We start from the raw sequence: 16,333 nt of genomic DNA, 5'->3' as shown, positions 1-16,333 counted from the left end.
CCGGATTTCTGCAACAGCTGCGATTATCGGGGCGCGGTCGTTGCCTGGCTGCCGATGGCTTCCATGTCGGCCGCCTCGCCCTCCCGCGTCTTCTCCGGTACCTTGAAGACCTGGCCCGGCCAGATCATGTCCGGGTCCCTGATCTGCTCCTGATTGGCGAGATAGATCGTGGAGTAACGGACACCGAGCCCATAGACACGGCGGGATATGCGCCACAGCGAATCGCCACGACGGATGATGACCGCGCCATCGACGTTTTCCAGCTTCGGGGCAAGAGCCTCAGGCGCCGTGGCGGCAATCTCGCCGGCTCCGGCAGGCAGGGCCGGTGCCGCCGCTGCCTTCTCGCCAGCGTCGCCTGGCGCGGCTGCCGCAGCATCCGCTGCTTGTCCGCCTTCCGGCGCATTGGCGTCCGGCGCGACCGCCGAAATCGCTTCTCCCGGCTCGCGTTCGAACGGAACGGCCGCCCGGGTCACCACCTTGGCCCCATCCGGCTCCAGCCCGTCGACACGGATGATGTAGTCACCGACCGGCAAATCACGCTCGGTTTCGATCAGGAAGCGCCCGCCCGGCGAGGTGATCACCTCCCCCAGCAGGATATCGTTGGCATAGGCGCGCACCTTGCGGCCTGGATCGGCGGCACCGGCGATGAATATCTTGCGCCCCTCGATCTCCACCGCTTCGACCTTGACCATGGGCTCGCCGGGCTTCGGCTCAGCCGCAGACGGTGCCGGGGAGACAGCCGCCTGTTGCTCGCCTGCCTGCCCGGAAGGTGTATTGGCCTTTTCTTCCTGCGCCACAGGCGGTGCCTGCGTTGTAGCAGCATTCTGATCCGAGGGCTGAGACGCCTTGCTGTCGGCCTTCGCTTCGGCCTGCTTTTCCGGCTCGGGCACCGAAATCAGCTTGCTTGGCACGCCGGGCTGCTCGACCAGCGCCAAGACCTGCCCGTCTTTCGTTTCGGGGATGGATACGATCGCGGTTTCGGGCGAGGTTGCCACTACATTGTCAGGGGCGGTCGAACGCAGCACGATCTGGTGGTTGCCAGGCTTCAGATTTTCATCGAGTGCGACCGCGAAATCCCCCTCCGGCCCGGCTGTCGCATTGCCGATCACTTCGGCGCCAATGACGATCTCGACCTTGGAGTTGGGCGCTGCCTTGCCGGCGATGACGATCGACCCGTCGGGCTCGGCCCGCACGACATCGAAGGACGGCGCCAGAATGTCCTTTGCCTGCTTCTCCTGTCCAGCCGTGTCGGCAGAAGGCGCCTTCGTGTCCGCGGGCTTTGCGGCCTCAGCGCCTTCCGGACCGGCCAACGTCGCCGAAGGCTGCGAGGGAGCTTCCTTGCTTTCACCGGGCAGCCTTGCCGTCTTGGAATCCGCTTTTGCCGCCGCGGAAGCATCCGGCGTCGCCGCGACCACCTCCGGCTTGCCCAGATATGGATCGAGCGCGCCGGACACATAGGCCGTCACAGCCGCGGCAGCGACGCCACCTGCCAAAAACAACAAGGCTCTTACTGCTGTGCCTGCCATGGTACCCCAACACTTAGCCACCTTCGCCGGGTCTATCCTGTTTTGGCGAGGGCTACAAGAAAAAGCCCGACTCCAAGCTTGACCAAAGCGGCCAAGACAACCACGAATAAGCGGATGAAGACGATTCGATCGATCTGCGTTTATTGCGGTTCCTCGCCGGGCATCAATGGCCTGTATCTCAAGGCAGGGCATGTGCTTGGACGCTCGATCGCCGAGGCTGGCCTGCGGCTCGTCTATGGCGGCGGCACCAAGGGCATCATGGGCGCGGTGGCGGACGGTGCCTACCGGGCCGGCGGCAAGATCACTGGCATTATCCCGCGCTTTCTCGTGAACAAGGAAGCCACCGAAAGCGCGCTCGACCGGTTCGACGAAATCCTCGTCACCGAAAACATGCATGAACGCAAACATGCGATGTTCGAGAAGTCGGATGCTTTCGTGGCGCTTCCCGGCGGCATCGGCACGCTGGAAGAGATCGTCGAGATCATGACCTGGGCCCAACTCGGCAATCACCGCAAGCCGATCGTTTTCGGCAATGTCGCCGGCTTCTGGAACCCGATGCTGGCGCTCATCGACCACATGAAGGACCAGGGCTTCGTGCACACCTCGCATCTGGTCAAGCCGCTGGTAATCGACAAGCCCGAGGCCATCGTCGCGGCAATCCTCGCGGAGGGCGCGGCGGTCGATACGCCGACCACCGGCGTGCAGTCGGTCATCGACAAGATGTAGCTAGCCGCCTTCAGCGCCAAGCTTCATTACTTGTCCGGCGTGACTACCTGCTCTGCAACCGCCGGGCGTTCATGGACGAAAAACGTCGACCAGGTGTAGATCGCAAGCGCCGACCAGATCAGTGCGAAGGCGACGACGCGCACGCCGTCAAACGGTTCGTTGAAAACAAATATCGCGATCAGGAAGATCATTGTCGGCGCGATATATTGCATCAGGCCAAGGGTGCTCAGCCGCAGCAACTTGGCACCGAATGCATAGAGCAGCAGCGGCACGGCGGTGATCGGTCCGCAGGCCAAGAGCAGGGCGAAGTCATAGGGCTGCGAGGGCAGAAGATGGCTTTCCCCTCGCATCTGCAGCCATACGACATAGGCAAGCGCCGGCAGGCACAGGATCAGCACTTCCAGGAAGAAGCCCTGGCTTGGGCCGATGGGCAGCGTCTTGCGCAGATAGCCATAGGTGGCAAAAGTGAAGGCAAGCGACAGCGAGACCCAGGGCACCCCGCCGGCATCGACAGCCAGGAAGCAAACGGCGACCGTGGCCAGACCGATGGCTGCCATCTGCATCCGGTTCATCCGCTCGCCGAGCAGCACGGCCCCCATGGCGACGCTGACCAGCGGATTGATGTAATAACCGAGCGCCGACTCCACGGTGCGCTCCACCGCGATTGCCCAGACATAGATGCCCCAGTTGAGCGCAATGATGGCCGCAGTGACTGCCGCCATCACCATCGTGCGCGGTGAGCGCAGCGCCGCCATCACATCCTTCGTGCGGCCGAGCACCAGCAGCACGACCCCCGCGACCGGCACCGACCACAATATCCGGTGCGCCACCACTTCGGTTGCAGGAATATGCGCCACCGCCTTCAGGAAAAGCGGAAGGAAGCCCCAAAGGGAATAAGCCGAAAGGGCATAGAAGAACCCCCGGCTCGCCGGGTCGCTGCTTGTGGTTGTCTGCACTGTCATGGGTTCCCTATGCGCCCATTGGAGAGCAAGCACCATTTCAAAGTTCTGATCGATCGTCGCATATGGCTGATGGCTATTCGGCGGCCACCAGACCCGCCATTTCGCGGTTCTTCATCAGCTTGTAGACGATGGAATCCATCAGCGCCTGGAAGGAAGCGTCGATGATGTTGTCGGAGACACCCACCGTCGACCAGCGCGCACCGGTCGAATCGCGCGATTCGATCAGGACCCGCGTCACCGCCTCGGTGCCGCCATTGAGGATGCGCACCTTGTAGTCAGCCAGTTCCAGGTCACCGATCTCGGTCTGGAACTTGCCAAGATCCTTGCGCAGGGCAACGTCAAGCGCATTGACCGGCCCCCTGCCCTCGGCAACCGACATCTTCTCCTCGCCATCGATGGTCACCTTGACCACCGCTTCGGAGATCGTCTTCAGCACGCCATTGGCGTCGAAGCGCCGCTCGACCATGCAGCGAAAGCTGGTGACGCGGAAGAAATCCGGCACCGTATGCAGCATGCGCCGCGCCAGGAGCTCGAAGCTCGCATCCGCACCCTCATAGGCGTAGCCCTCGGCCTCGCGCTCCTTGACCACGGCGATCAGCGCATCAAGCTTATGGCCGTCCTTCGGTATTTCAATGCCGCGCCGTTTCAGTTCGGTGACGAAATTCGCCCTGCCGCCCTGGTCCGACACCATGACCCTGCGCCGGTTGCCGACCGATTCCGGCGGTACATGCTCATAGGTCTGCGGCTCCTTGGCCAGCGCCGAGGCATGGATGCCGGCCTTGGTGGCGAAGGCCGAGGCGCCGACATAGGGCGCCTGCGCTTCCGGCGCACGGTTGAGCAATTCGTCGAAGCCGCGCGACAGCCTGGAGACGCCGGCAAGCGCCTCAGCCGAAATGCCGGTCTCAAAGCGGTCGGCGAAGGCAGGCTTCAGCATCAGTGTGGGAATGATCGTGATCAGGTCGGCATTGCCGCAGCGCTCGCCGATGCCATTCAGCGTGCCCTGGATCTGGCGCACCCCGGCCTCCACCGCGGCAAGCGAATTGGCCACCGCCTGCCCGGTATCGTCATGGGCGTGAATGCCGAGATTTTCGCCCGGAATACCACACGCTATGACTTGTTCGACAATTGTGCGCACTTCCGAGGGTTGAGTTCCGCCATTGGTGTCGCACAGCACCACCCAGCGCGCGCCAGCCTCAAATGCGGTGCGCGCGCAAGCCAGCGCGTAGTCTGGATTGGCCTTGAAGCCGTCGAAGAAATGCTCGCAATCGACCAGCGCTTCCCTGCCGGCGTCGCGTGCCGCCTCGACCGACGCTGCAATCGCTTCCAGATTCTCTTCATTGGAACAGCCGAGCGCCACGCGCACATGATAGTCCCAGCTCTTGGCGACGAAGCACACGGTGTCCGCCTCGGCCTGCAAGAGAACGGCCAGTCCCGGGTCGTTCGACACAGAGACGCCCGCCCGCTTGGTCATGCCGAAAGCGGAAAACTTCGCCCGCTTGGTGCGCTTTCCGGTGAAAAACGCCGTATCGGTCGGATTGGCGCCAGGATAGCCGCCCTCGACATAATCGAGGCCGAACTCGTCCAGCATCTTGGCCACCGCCAGCTTGTCTTCCACCGAAAAGTCGATACCCGGCGTCTGCTGGCCGTCACGCAGCGTGGTGTCGTAGAGATAAATGCGTTGTTTCACGGTCATTGCCATGCCCAATCTTGCCTTGGCGGACATGAACCACCCCCCTCTGCCCTGCCGGGCATCTCCCCCTCAAGGGGGGAGATTAGCTTTCGCCACGACCTCACCCAATCGCCAACGTTGCAGAATAGGTGGCGAAGTTGGCTCTGCTGATCTCCCCCCTTGAGGGGGAGATGGCCGGCAGGCCAGAGGGGGGTGGACCTATCAGGCCAGATAAATGCCAGACAGCTCATGACGTCCCCGCGAACTGATCGGTCGCCCGCATCAGCCGGTCCAGTATGCCCGGTTCGGAATAGGCGTGGCCGGCATTCTCGATGATGTGGAACTCGGCCTCCGGCCAGGCCTTGTGCAGCGCCCATGCCGTCGCCGGCGGACAGGCGGCATCGTAGCGTCCCTGCACGATGACGCCGGGAATGCCCTTCAGCTTGCCGGCATCGCGGATGAGCTGTCCCTCCTCCAGCCAGCCGCCATGGGTGAAATAGTGGTTCTCGATGCGCGCGAAGGCGACGGCGAAATCGTCCTGGCCGAAGGCGGTGGTCATCGACGGGTCGGGCAGGAGCGTAATCGTCTCGCCCTCCCAAAGGCTCCAGGCCTTCGCCGCCTCCACGCGCACCAGCCGGTCGTCGCTGGTCAGCCGCTTGCGATAGGCGGCGACGAAATCATGGCGCTCGCCTTCGGGGATCTGCGCCACGAAGCGCTCCCATTTCTCCGGAAATATCTGCGAGGCACCATGCTGATAGTACCATTGCACCTCCGCTCGGCGCAGCGTGAAGATGCCGCGCAGCACCAATTCGCTGACGCGCTCCGGATGCGTCTCGGCATAGGCGAGCGCCAGCGTCGAGCCCCAGGAACCGCCGAATACCAGCCATTTGTCGAAGCCGGCCATTTCGCGCAGCTTCTCCATGTCGGCCACCAGATGCCAGGTGGTGTTGGCTTCGAGCTCGGCATGCGGCGTGGAATGCCCGCAGCCGCGCTGGTCGAACAGGATCACGTCGTAGAGCTTCGGGTCGAACAGCCGCCTATGCTTGGGCGAGATGCCGCCGCCCGGCCCGCCATGCAGGAACACCGCCGGCTTGGCGCCGCGCGTGCCGGAGCGTTCCCAATAGACCTGATGGCCGTCGCCGACATCCAGCATACCGCTGTCAAAAGGCTCGATTTCGGGATAGAGCGTGCGCAATTCGTCAGTCATTCTTTTGTCTCTCCTTCGGCGGCCATTCATCGGTGTCGTGGTCGGGATGCTGGTAGGAAACCAGCGTGGCCAGGAACCCGGCGGCGTCCTTATCGGCCATCGTGTCCTTGCCCGGCAGGTCCGGAACGCCGTCGACATAGGGCAGCTTGGCCTCGGTGCCCCACTGGATCTGCGGCGCTAGCCCCGATGGGTCGTCGAAAGCGCCGATCATCAGCGCCAGCCCGTCCGGGGCCTCATAGGTCAGCGGTGTGCCGCAATCGGCACAGAAGCCGCGCGACACATGGTTGGAGGAGGAAAACAGTTTGCGCTGCCCCCGCGTCCATTCAAGCTTTGCCTCGCGCACCGAGACAAGCGGCGCATAGAAATTGCCGCTCGCCTTCTGGCACATGCGGCAGTGGCACACCGAGGCGTCGCCGAGTGCGCCTTCCACGCGGAAGCGCACGGCCCCGCACTGGCAGCCACCCGTATGCACCGGCTTGTTGTCGAGGCTCATGGCTTTGCCCTCCCCGCATCATTCCGGCAGGTGGCAGACGGCTTCGATATTGTTGCCGTCAGGATCGAAGACGAAGGCGCCGTAATAATCGGGATGGTAATGCGGCCGCAGCCCCGGCGCGCCATTGTCACGGCCGCCGGCAGCCATCGCCGCGGCGTAGAAGGCATCGACCTCCGCCCGTGAACGGGCCGAAAAGGCGATGTGCCGCCCCGGACCGGTTTCCGCCCCTTCATGCAGCCAGAAGGTCGGACGCTCGCGGCCATAGCCGCCGACCTTGACGCCACCGGTATGCTCCGCCGGCACCATCATCAAGAACGAGGCGCCAAGCGGCGCCATCACCTTGTCGTAGAAGGCCTTGGACGCATCGAAATCCGCAACGCAAATGCCCAGATGATCAATCATCGTTTCACCTCCCAGGTGGTCACGCGCTCGCCGGTGGCGGGGTCCTTGCCGTCCTTGAGCTGGACGCCCTGCGCCAGCAGCTCATCGCGGATCTTGTCGGCCTCTCCCCAATCCTTGTCGCGGATGAAGGCAAGGCGCGCGGCAATACGCTGGGCGATCGCCTCTCGATCGATCTCGGCATTTGCGGCCTTCGCCGCAAACCACTCGTCGGCAGTCACCTGCAGCAGGCCCAGAAGTGCCGCGCTCGCCTTGAAGCAGGCCTGCGCGCCACTGCTGCCCTTGGCCGCCTCGGCGCGCAGTTCGTGCAGCGCCGTCACCGCGCCTGCGGTGCCGAGATCGTCGCACAACGCACCGAGCACGTCGGCGCAGGAAATGTTGGAGACAGGCGTATCGCCGACGGCGCGATACCAGCCATCCAGCACGGCCTCCGCCTCCTCAAGCTTGCGCACCGAGAAATCGATCGGCTCGCGGTAATGCGTCATCAGCATGGCAAGCCGCAGCACCTCGCCCGGCCATTTGCGCCCGCCGAACCTGTCCGTCTCCAGCAATTCGTGGATGGTAACGAAATTGCCCTCGCTCTTCGACATCTTGCGACCCTCGACCTGCAGGAAGCCGTTGTGCAGCCAGTAATTGGCCATCACCTGCGTGCCATGCGCACAGCGCGATTGCGCGATCTCGTTCTCGTGATGCGGGAAGATCAGGTCGAGCCCGCCGCCATGGATGTCGAACACCTCGCCCAGATAGGCCGCCGACATGGCCGAGCACTCGATATGCCAGCCCGGCCGACCTTTTGGCTTCCCGGTCCCGCCTGTGGCGGCCCACGCCTCTTGGCCCCACGGCGCCTCCCAGCCAGGCTCATGGGCGGCGGAAAGCTTCCACAAAACGAAGTCGCCGGGATTCTTCTTGTGCCCCTCGACGGCGATGCGCGCACCCGCCTGCTGCTCGTCGAGATTGCGCTTGGAGAGCGCGCCATAGTCGGGCATCGAAGCGGTGTCGAACAGGACTTCGCCATTGGCTTCATAGGCATGGCCGCGTTCGATGAGACGTTGAATCAACGTAACCATATCGGTCTTGCCGTCGGCGCGCGGTTGAACGAACTCGGTCGCGCGCGGCTCATATGTCGGCTCCAGGCAGCCGAGCCGCGCCACATCGGCATGAAACTGGTCGGCGGTCTTTTCCGTGACCCTGGCGATCGCTTCGTTGAGCGGCAGGTCGGGAAAATCGCGCAGGGCGCGCGCATTGATCTTGTCGTCCACGTCGGTGATGTTGCGCACATAAGTGACGTGGCTCTCGCCGTAGAGCTGGCGCAGCAGGCGGTAGAGCACGTCGAAGACGATCACCGGCCTGGCATTGCCGATATGGGCGAAGTCGTAGACCGTGGGGCCACAGACATACATGCGCACATTGCGCGCATCGATCGGCACGAAGTCCTCCTTCGTGCGTGTCAGCGTATTGGTAAGCCGCAAGCCTCTAAATGCGTCCGACATTCAAACTCCGGTTCGTTTGCGGGCAGGTCGCCACGCGTGATGAAACCTATTCTTCCAGCCTGCTGGCCGGGGCGTTTGTCCTGTCTGTCGAGAGAAAAGGCGAAAACGTCCGAGCCAGCTTTCGCTAGCCGATAATGCAAATGCCGCAAATGGCGAAAGGCGTTTTCATGGCTGCTTTATCGCTGCCGGCGCTGTTGCCGTCAAGCCGCAACTGCGGCTTCTCCTTTCGGACTATCCGTAAGATTTTATTAAACATGTCCATAGATCAAATTGTTCAACTGGCGGAAAGGCCGGCCAGCGGTCACTATTTCGACCCAAAGACCTATCATGGCAGGACCTGAACGGGAATTTACCTTGGGGAACGCAGTCATGTCGGTCGCACAGAGCGAAGCAGAACGCATTCGCCGCCAATATGCGGCGCTCACCAGCCATTACCGGGCAATCGGCCCAGCGGACATTCTCGCAGCCGTGCTTGCGGCCAGGAAGGACAAGCCGGCCGAAGAGCAGCAGCCGCTACGCAAGGCGGCTTAGCAGACTGAGGCCGATACCGGCCATGATGAGGCCGATGGCGACGTCGAGCACGCGCCAGGCGGCGGGTCTGGCAAAGACGGGCTGGAGCAGGCGGGCGCCATAGCCCAGCCCGAAGAACCAGACGAAGGATGCAAGCACCGCGCCTGCCGCATAGGCCAGGCGGGCGCTTCCCTCGTAGCGTGCCGAGAGCGAGCCCAGCAAAAGCACCGTATCCAGATAGACGTGCGGGTTGAGGAAGGTGAAGGCCAGGCAGGCAGCGATTGCCGTCTTCAGGCTGCCTCGGCCGGTGTTGGCCGCGTGCAGCACCTCCGGCTTCAGCGCGCGGCGAAAGGCAAAGAGCGCATAGCAGAACAGGAAGAGCGCTCCGCCCATCGTCACCACATTGATCAGCATTGGCGATTGCGCGATCAGCGTGCCGAGCCCGGCGACGCCCGCCAAGATCAGCAACGCATCCGATAAAGCGCAGATCAGGCACAGGATGAAGACATGCTGCCTGAGCAGGCCCTGCCTCAGGATGAAGGCGTTCTGCGCGCCGATGGCGATGATGAGCGAGGCGCCGAGCAGAAAACCGGACAGGCCTGCCGATAGCGTGGCTGACATCGGTAGGACCGCTTAGAACAGCGACATCTGCGCAGGAGCGGGTGGCGGGTCAGCCTTCTCCACCGCCGCGGGCTCCACGCGCTGCTGCAGTTCCGGCCCGGCATTGTCGACCTTGTTGACGAGATCGGATACGGGAACCGCCTCGAAGAAGCCGGGTTCGGTCGGCCGCATCAGATCGACCACGTCGCGGGGCTCCTGCGTGCGGCAATCCAGCCAGCGTGCGAAATCCTCGCGGTGGATCACCACCGGCATGCGCTCATGGATCGGGGCGATATCGCTGCTGGCGCTGGTGGTCAGGATGGTACCTGTATCCATTTCCGAGCCGCCGGGCTCGGCATAGCTTTCCATCAGCCCGGCGAAGGCGATGATGCCGCCCTCCCTCGGCCGCACCCAATAGGCCTGTGCGCCCTTCTTGTTGCCCTGCCGCCATTCATAGAAGCCGGAGGCCGGCACCAGCGTGCGGCGATGCCGCATGGCGGTGCGGAACGCCGCCTTTTGGGCTGCCGTTTCGGACCGGGCATTGAATAACAGCGGAAAGGCCTTGGTATCCTTCACCCAGGCCGGAATAAGCCCCCAGCGCACCAGCAGCGCCTGGCGGTCGGGCAGATTGGAGCCGGGTTCACGCGGCGTGCCTGCCATCACCATCAGGATGGGCTGGGTGGGAGCGATATTGTAGCGCGGCGGGAACGGGTCGAGCGCAATCAGTCCGAACAGGGCTTCGACCTCTTCCGGGTTGGAAATGAGTGAAAAGCGGCCGCACATTGCTCGTTCGATACCGATTGATAATTCTATCGGTACTGTGGCCATGGAAACCGGTGGCGGCAACCTGCTAAGTGTCCGCAACCGGCGCTGTCCCCAACGCAATCACCAACAACCGAGCAGACCAATGGCACAGAAGCTGATCATCCCCGCAGTCTCGGTAGCGCTCAGGCGCGGCGACCGCATCCTGCTGGTCAAGCGCGGCCACGCCCCCTCCTTCGGCGAATATGCCTTTCCAGGGGGACGGGTGGAGCCGGGCGAGAGCGAAGAGCAGGCGGCAGCCCGCGAGTTGCGCGAGGAGACCGGACTTGAGGTCTGCAACCTGACACCGCTGCGTCAATTCACGATCGAAACGCTACGCGACGGCATCGCGGTTGCCTATCGCCTTCAGGTGTTTTCGGGAGACGATTGCGGCGGCGAGCCCCTGGCCGCCACCGATGCAGCCGAGGCCGGCTTCTTCACGCTGGGGCAGATGAAAACCATGCCGGTAACCGCGAGCACGCTGGAGGTGGCAGCCAAGCTTCTGGCGGACGACAATTGACCGGGAATTGCCGGTAAATCGCCTTGCGGCTGACAAATTGTTTCGCCACAAGGGGTTATGAGCCGCATCTTGCAGATTTTCCTCGTTCTGGCCGTCGTTCCGGCACTCTCCTCCGGACCCGCACGCGCTGCGGAGGCGCCGTTCGAGGGCAGCTTGATGCGGCTTGCCGAAATTCTCGGCTCGCTGCATTTCCTGCGCAATCTGTGTGGCGAGGAAGGCACGCAGTGGCGTGGCCAGATGGAAAAGCTGATCGAGGCCGAAAAGCCCGACCCGGCGCGGCGGGCAAAATTCATCGCCAGCTTCAATCGCGGCTATCGCTCTTTCGAAGGTGCCTATGCCAAATGCACCCCCTCGGCCACCGAGGCGATCGACCGCTACATGAAGGAGGGCGAAACGCTCACCCGCGAGGTCGCCGGGCGCTATGGAAATTAAGTGCGCATTAACGGTCCCGGCAATCCGGGGCGTACATGGAACGCCTGGCGTGCTAAACAACTTAACGGGACATTAAAGGGAAAGCTCAAGTTGATCCGACTTTTTCGGGCCGGACTTGAAAGGGTGGAAGATGAGCATGCAACAAAGGATCAGCGACATCGATGCGCTGGTCAGGGAAGAAAAGCGCCTGACTGCCGTTGAATGCCACAATGAGGCCTGGGCAGAAGGACTTTCGGCCGGCATCGAATCCGACATCATCGCGGAGGCGGCCCTTGCCACCGCTTGCGGCGAGATATTGCGGCGCAGCGGCGAGGCCGCCGCACTGGGCCTGCTTGAGCGGATGCGCGAGAAAGTGATCGCCGGCGAGTTCGAACCGGTCCGCCTGCGACATTGACACGTCCCCCTCGCCGCCTTTTCATTGTAAGAGACGGCTGGGCAAGGAATCGATTCCGTGCCCATGAGAGGGAGTGACATGCAGCTATCCAGATGCGGCGCGGCAGGCGACCGAGTTTCGATCGGCCGGTTTACCTTTTCCTGGCTTGCCACATTTGCCATCGCCGCTTCGGCGTTTTTCTTCACCGCGACGCTTCCAGCCGCAGCCTTGAGCGAAATCAAACGGGAAGAGCTTCCCGCGCCAGCCTCCCCCGAAGAGGCACCGGAGAAATCCGTCCCCCTGCCCGATCCCATCCAGACCACGCCGCCAACGGGCGCCAAGCCTGACGAGGCAGAGCCCGAGGAAGAAGAACCCGAACAGGTCGAGCCCGGACAGCCGGCGCAACCCAACGGAGCCACGCAGGGCGTTGACGACCCCAATGCGCCGCTGCCGGAAATCCTCTATGACCTGGAAAAGCTGCCAGAACCCGTCCGGCGCATGCGCCAACTCATTCTCGACGCGGCCAAGACCGGCGACATCGAAAAGCTGCGTCCCCTGATCGGCTCCGGCGACGACGCAACCCAGCTTTCACTGGCCGAAGTCGAGGGCGACGCCATCGACTTCCTGCGCGGCCTTTCCGGTGACACCGAAGGCCAGGAGATACTGGCTATCCTGGAGGAGGTGCTGACCAGCGGCTACGTCCATCTCGACCCCGGCACGCCGCAGGAGCTTTATGCCTGGCCCTATTTCTTCGCCATGCCCCTGGAAAAGCTCACCTCGCCGCAGCGCGTCGAGCTTTTCAAGATCGTCACGGCCGGCGATTACGAGGATATGAAGACCTACGGCACATATACATTCTACCGTGCCGGCATCGCGCCTGACGGCCAGTGGGTGTTCTTCGTCGCCGGTGAATAGAGCGATCCGGCTTGAGCCTCAGCCTGCGCCGGATTCGGAGAACTCGACCGCCCTGCCCTGCGAAGGCGAAACAATCTCGCCTTCCCACATCACGCGGCTGCCGCGGATGATGGTGCCAACTGGCCAGCCGGTCACTTCCCTGCCGTCATAGGGCGTCCAGCCCGCCTTGGAGCCCTGCTGGGCATTGGTGATGGTTTCACGCCGCTTGAGATCGACCACGGTGAAATCGGCATCGTAGCCGGCGGCGATCCGACCCTTGCGGGCCATGCCGAACAGGCGCTGCGGGCCATGGCTGGTCAGGTCCACCAGCCGCTCCAGCGTCAGCCGGCCGGCATTTACATGGTCGAGCATGATCGGTACCAGCGTCTGCACGCCCGTCATACCCGAGGGCGACGCCGGATATTCCTTCGCCTTCTCGGCAAGCGTGTGCGGCGCATGGTCGGAGCCCAGCACATCGACGATCCCCTGCGAAATGCCGCGCCAGATGCCATCGCGATGGCGCGAGACACGAACCGGCGGGTTCATCTGCAACAGCGTGCCGAGCCGGCCATAGTCGTCGGCGGTCATGGTCAGGTGATGCGGCGTCGCCTCACAGCTTGCCACGTCCTTGTGGCCTTCGAGGAAGGCGATCTCCTCCGCCGTCGAGATATGCAGCACATGGATGCGTGCCCGCGCGCGCCGCGCCACCTCAACCAGCCGCTCCGTGCAGCGCAGTGCCGCGATCTCGTCGCGCCACACCGGATGCGAGGAAGCATCGCCCGCCACTCGCTCGCCAAGCCGCTCGCGCAGGCGGAATTCATCTTCCGAATGGAAGGCAGCCCGCCGGCGCGTGTTCTTCAGGATCGAGAACACGCCGTCATCATCCTCAACCAGAAGGTCGCCGGTGGACGAGCCCATGAACACCTTGATGCCGGCAGCGCCCGGCAGCCTTTCCAACTCGCCGACATCGGCGGCATTGTCGCGTGTGCCGCCGACCCAGAAGGCAAAGTCGCAATGCATGCGGTTCGTACCGCGCGCAACCTTGTCGGCCAGTGCATCGGCACTCGTCGTCAGCGGATTGGTGTTGGGCATTTCGAAGACGGCGGTCACACCACCGAGCACGGCGGCCCGCGACCCACTCTCCAGGTCTTCCTTGTGCTCCAGTCCGGGCTCGCGGAAATGCACCTGGCTGTCCACCACGCCAGGCAGGATGTGCAGGCCGGTGCAATCGATGGTCTCGCCGGCCGAGGCCGTGGCGAGATTGCCTATCGCCGCGATCCGCCCCGCCCTCACGCCGATGTCGCGCGCACCGATGCCGTCCTGATTGACGACAATGCCGCCTTTGAGAATAAGGTCGTAACTCGCTGTCATAGCTGGGTCCTGGCTCTTGCCGGTCTGATGTGAGCGGCTTACGTAATGGCATCCCGATTTGCAAGTTTCAGGTCATTGTCATCATGCCCATTGTCCACCTCGCAGACCGTAGCCTGGTTTTGGTGTCTGGCGCGGATGCGGAACATTTGTTGCAAAACATCCTCACCACCGATCTCGACAAACTCGGCGAAGATGAGGCCAAGCCCGGCGCGCTGCTGACGCCGCAGGGCAAGATCCTGTTCGATTTCCTGATCTCGCGCGACGGTTCCGGCGGCTTCCGGCTGGATTGCCGCGCCGATGTGGTGGACGACTTCATCCGCCGGCTGATGCTCTACCGGCTGCGTGCCAAGGCTGAGATTTCCAAGCCGGATCAGACATTTGTCTCCGTTTCGTGGCAAGGTGATTCATCGACTTCACAAGATGATTCAAGCGAGCTGCCGCAAGGCACGGCAGCGGTTCGCGACGCGCGTTTTGCCGGCGAGCCTTCCGTCCGCCGCATCTACGCTCCCATTGCTTTGGGCGAGCCCGATCCCTCGCTGTGGCATGCGCTGCGCATTGCCCACGGCATTGCCGAAAGCGGTCCGGACTATGCGCTCGGCGATGCCTTCCCGCACGATGTGCTGCTCGACCAGAGCGATGGGGTCGGCTTCACCAAGGGCTGCTATGTCGGCCAGGAGGTGGTGTCGCGCATGCAGCATCGAGGTACCGCGCGCAGGCGTGTCCTTCTGGTTGCCGCAGACTCGGCCCTGTCTGAAAGCGGCGCAGACATCCTTGCCGGCGACCGTTCCATCGGTACGCTCGGTTCCGTTTCCGGCACTGACGGCCTGGCGATCGTGCGGATCGACCGCGTCAAGGATGCGCTTGACACCGGCCTGCCAATCACCGCCGGCGGCGTTGCCGTCTCGCTCACCATTCCCGCCTGGGCAAAATTCACTTTCCCGCAGGACCAGACCGCCACGGGGGACGCCTGATGGCGGATCGGGCGGGCGCGCCGGCGCGTGCATGGCAGCGCATGCTTTCGGGGCGCAGGCTCGACCTGCTCGATCCCTCGCCGCTCGATGTCGAAATCTCCGACATCGCCCACGGCCTTTCGCGTGTTGCCCGCTGGAACGGCCAGACCGGCGGGGATCATGCCTTTTCGGTCGCGCAGCATTCGCTTCTGGTGGAAGCGATCTTTCGCGAGCAGGTCAAAAATCCCTCGCCCGACGCCTGCCTGGCAGCGCTGCTGCATGACGCCCCGGAATATGTCATCGGCGACATGATCTCGCCGTTCAAATCCGTGGTCGGCGGCGGCTACAAGACGGTCGAGCACCGCCTGCAACGGGCGATCCATATCCGCTTCTCATTGCCGGCCGACCCCGACGAGAAGCTGAAGAAGGCGATCAAGCGCGCCGACCAGATCGCCGCCTATTTCGAGGCGACCGAACTGGCGGGCTTCTCGACCGCCGAAGCCGCCCAGTTCTTCGGCCGCCCGCGCGGCATCGCGGCAGATCGCTTCGACCTGACATCGCGCCCGGTCAGGGCGGTGCAGAAGGCGTTCCTCGACCGCTTCATGCATATCGAAAAGCAGCGCGCCACCATTGCGAGGGCAAGCTGACAGGCTACGTGCGTTCGTCAGCGGCTGCGGCGGCCATTTCGTGCTTGCGTAGCGCGTTGAGGAAGCCGGCGCGGGCCTCCGGCGGATGCAGCCCGCGCGGCTCATAGACGTGCCGGGTGAAGAAGAAATCCGTCAGGCGAAATGCCTGCTCCATCGTCGCCCTGTCGGCGCGCAAGCCCGACCCGCGCAGCAGGAAGGACGGCAGCGCCAGCATCTTCTCGTGCCAGGGCAGCCCCGCTTCGCGTGAGACCGCACGGCCTGATTTCGGCGAGACATAGACCAGTTCATCGCGCCGGCCGGTTGCAGCACATGAGGCAAGATCGAGGCCGAAGCCAAGTTCTTCCAGGACGAGCAATTCGAAACGCACCACCAGTTCCCCCGCCGCCATCGGCTCGGCAAGATTTGGGATCAGCACTAGCAGCGTTTCATACAGCGCAGCATGCGGGTCGCGTTCGGGGAGCAGGCGAAGGTGCGCGGCAAGCGTCTGCAGGCCGTAGACGGCACAGGCGCTTTCGAACAATCGCGCGGCATTGAGTTCCAGCGCCTCGACCTGGAACATGCCGAGATGTTCGTCGAGTCGTGCGCGCCAGGTCACGTCCACCCGGTTGCCCGCCTGCAGCACCGGCTGCGCTTTGCGTGAGCGCCCGCCGCGCACCATGCCGAGATGGCGGCCATGCGCGCGTGTCATCACCTCAAGGATGACACTCGATTCGCCATGCTTGCGGGTGCCGAGGATGATGCCTTCGTCGCGCCATTCCATCGT

At 63.5% G+C, this 16,333-nt stretch carries 19 protein-coding genes; 8 read left to right on the top strand and 11 right to left on the bottom strand.

Annotated elements, in window-relative coordinates; translation table 11 throughout:
- Nucleotides 1–23 precede the first annotated feature (23 nt).
- Entirely contained in the window at nt 24–1,526 is a 1,503-nt protein-coding gene (locus EET67_RS19595; RefSeq protein ID WP_128627905.1) for a LysM peptidoglycan-binding domain-containing protein, read from the bottom strand.
- Between the two features lie 114 nt (nt 1,527–1,640).
- Between EET67_RS19595 and EET67_RS19590 the strand changes: the two genes are divergently transcribed.
- On the top strand, nt 1,641–2,252 hold the full coding sequence (locus EET67_RS19590; RefSeq protein ID WP_128627904.1) for an LOG family protein: 612 nt from the start codon (nt 1,641–1,643) through the stop codon (nt 2,250–2,252).
- Nucleotides 2,253–2,278: 26 nt separating this feature from the next.
- Here EET67_RS19590 and rarD read toward each other — a convergent pair whose 3' ends face one another.
- From rarD to cysS, 6 genes are all read right to left on the bottom strand, one after another.
- Nucleotides 2,279–3,214 (bottom strand): EamA family transporter RarD, encoded by a 936-nt coding sequence (rarD, locus tag EET67_RS19585; RefSeq protein ID WP_128627903.1) that lies wholly within the window; start codon nt 3,212–3,214, stop codon nt 2,279–2,281.
- Nucleotides 3,215–3,287: 73 nt separating this feature from the next.
- Entirely contained in the window at nt 3,288–4,913 is a 1,626-nt protein-coding gene (gene cimA / locus EET67_RS19580; protein WP_128627969.1) for a citramalate synthase, read from the bottom strand.
- A gap of 217 nt (nt 4,914–5,130) precedes the next feature.
- Nucleotides 5,131–6,090: a prolyl aminopeptidase gene (pip, locus tag EET67_RS19570; protein WP_128627901.1), complete on the bottom strand. Its 960-nt coding sequence runs from the start codon at nt 6,088–6,090 to the stop codon at nt 5,131–5,133.
- Nucleotides 6,083–6,583, bottom strand: a complete 501-nt coding sequence (locus EET67_RS19565; RefSeq protein WP_128627900.1) for a GFA family protein — start codon at nt 6,581–6,583, stop codon at nt 6,083–6,085. Before EET67_RS19565 ends, pip begins: the two co-directional genes overlap by 8 nt.
- An 18-nt stretch (nt 6,584–6,601) precedes the next feature.
- Nucleotides 6,602–6,985 carry a VOC family protein gene (locus EET67_RS19560; protein WP_128627899.1) on the bottom strand — a complete coding sequence of 128 codons (384 nt, stop codon included), beginning with the start codon at nt 6,983–6,985 and terminating at the stop codon, nt 6,602–6,604.
- On the bottom strand, nt 6,982–8,472 hold the full coding sequence (gene cysS / locus EET67_RS19555) for a cysteine--tRNA ligase (protein WP_128627898.1): 1,491 nt from the start codon (nt 8,470–8,472) through the stop codon (nt 6,982–6,984). Before cysS ends, EET67_RS19560 begins: the two co-directional genes overlap by 4 nt.
- 369 nt (nt 8,473–8,841) lie before the next feature.
- On the opposite strand from cysS, the gene EET67_RS19550 reads away from it, so the two are divergent.
- Complete coding sequence (locus tag EET67_RS19550; protein WP_128627897.1) at nt 8,842–9,003, top strand: transcriptional regulator; 162 nt, start codon at nt 8,842–8,844, stop codon at nt 9,001–9,003.
- On the opposite strand, the gene EET67_RS19545 is transcribed toward EET67_RS19550, so the two are convergent.
- On the bottom strand, nt 8,986–9,603 hold the full coding sequence (locus tag EET67_RS19545; RefSeq protein WP_128627896.1) for a LysE/ArgO family amino acid transporter: 618 nt from the start codon (nt 9,601–9,603) through the stop codon (nt 8,986–8,988). The two genes, EET67_RS19550 and EET67_RS19545, sit on opposite strands and share 18 nt — an antisense overlap.
- Nucleotides 9,604–9,615: 12 nt before the next feature.
- Entirely contained in the window at nt 9,616–10,365 is a 750-nt protein-coding gene (locus EET67_RS19540; protein ID WP_128627895.1) for an SOS response-associated peptidase, read from the bottom strand.
- A 124-nt stretch (nt 10,366–10,489) separates the two neighbouring features.
- Here EET67_RS19540 and EET67_RS26425 point away from each other — a divergent pair, with 124 nt between their 5' ends.
- The 4 genes from EET67_RS26425 (at nt 10,490) to EET67_RS19520 (ending at nt 12,623) form a co-directional block, all read left to right on the top strand.
- A complete protein-coding gene (locus EET67_RS26425) occupies nt 10,490–10,903 on the top strand; it encodes an NUDIX hydrolase (RefSeq protein ID WP_128627894.1) in 414 nt (137 codons plus the stop codon).
- Between the two features lie 57 nt (nt 10,904–10,960).
- Entirely contained in the window at nt 10,961–11,335 is a 375-nt protein-coding gene (locus EET67_RS19530; protein WP_128627893.1) for a TIGR02301 family protein, read from the top strand.
- A gap of 136 nt (nt 11,336–11,471) precedes the next feature.
- A complete protein-coding gene (locus EET67_RS19525; protein WP_128627892.1) occupies nt 11,472–11,729 on the top strand; it encodes a hypothetical protein in 258 nt (85 codons plus the stop codon).
- A gap of 78 nt (nt 11,730–11,807) precedes the next feature.
- Entirely contained in the window at nt 11,808–12,623 is an 816-nt protein-coding gene (locus tag EET67_RS19520; protein WP_128627891.1) for a hypothetical protein, read from the top strand.
- An 18-nt stretch (nt 12,624–12,641) separates the two neighbouring features.
- Here EET67_RS19520 and EET67_RS19515 read toward each other — a convergent pair whose 3' ends face one another.
- Nucleotides 12,642–13,973, bottom strand: a complete 1,332-nt coding sequence (locus tag EET67_RS19515) for a dihydroorotase (protein ID WP_128627890.1) — start codon at nt 13,971–13,973, stop codon at nt 12,642–12,644.
- 83 nt (nt 13,974–14,056) lie between these two features.
- On the opposite strand from EET67_RS19515, the gene ygfZ reads away from it, so the two are divergent.
- Nucleotides 14,057–14,944: a CAF17-like 4Fe-4S cluster assembly/insertion protein YgfZ gene (gene ygfZ, locus EET67_RS19510; RefSeq protein ID WP_128627889.1), complete on the top strand. Its 888-nt coding sequence runs from the start codon at nt 14,057–14,059 to the stop codon at nt 14,942–14,944.
- A complete protein-coding gene (locus tag EET67_RS19505) occupies nt 14,941–15,570 on the top strand; it encodes a YfbR-like 5'-deoxynucleotidase (RefSeq protein WP_128627888.1) in 630 nt (209 codons plus the stop codon). Before ygfZ ends, EET67_RS19505 begins: the two co-directional genes overlap by 4 nt.
- Before the next feature lie 4 nt (nt 15,571–15,574).
- Here the strand turns inward: EET67_RS19505 and recO are convergent, their stop codons facing one another.
- Nucleotides 15,575–16,330 (bottom strand): DNA repair protein RecO, encoded by a 756-nt coding sequence (recO, locus tag EET67_RS19500; protein WP_128627887.1) that lies wholly within the window; start codon nt 16,328–16,330, stop codon nt 15,575–15,577.
- Between the last annotated feature and the right edge of the window lie 3 nt (nt 16,331–16,333).

This window comes from Borborobacter arsenicus, assembly GCF_003934165.1.
GTDB lineage: Bacteria > Pseudomonadota > Alphaproteobacteria > Rhizobiales > Rhizobiaceae > Pseudaminobacter > Pseudaminobacter arsenicus.
The sequence above is the reverse complement of the archived record's forward strand: the minus strand, read 5'-3'. Positions and strand labels throughout refer to the sequence as shown.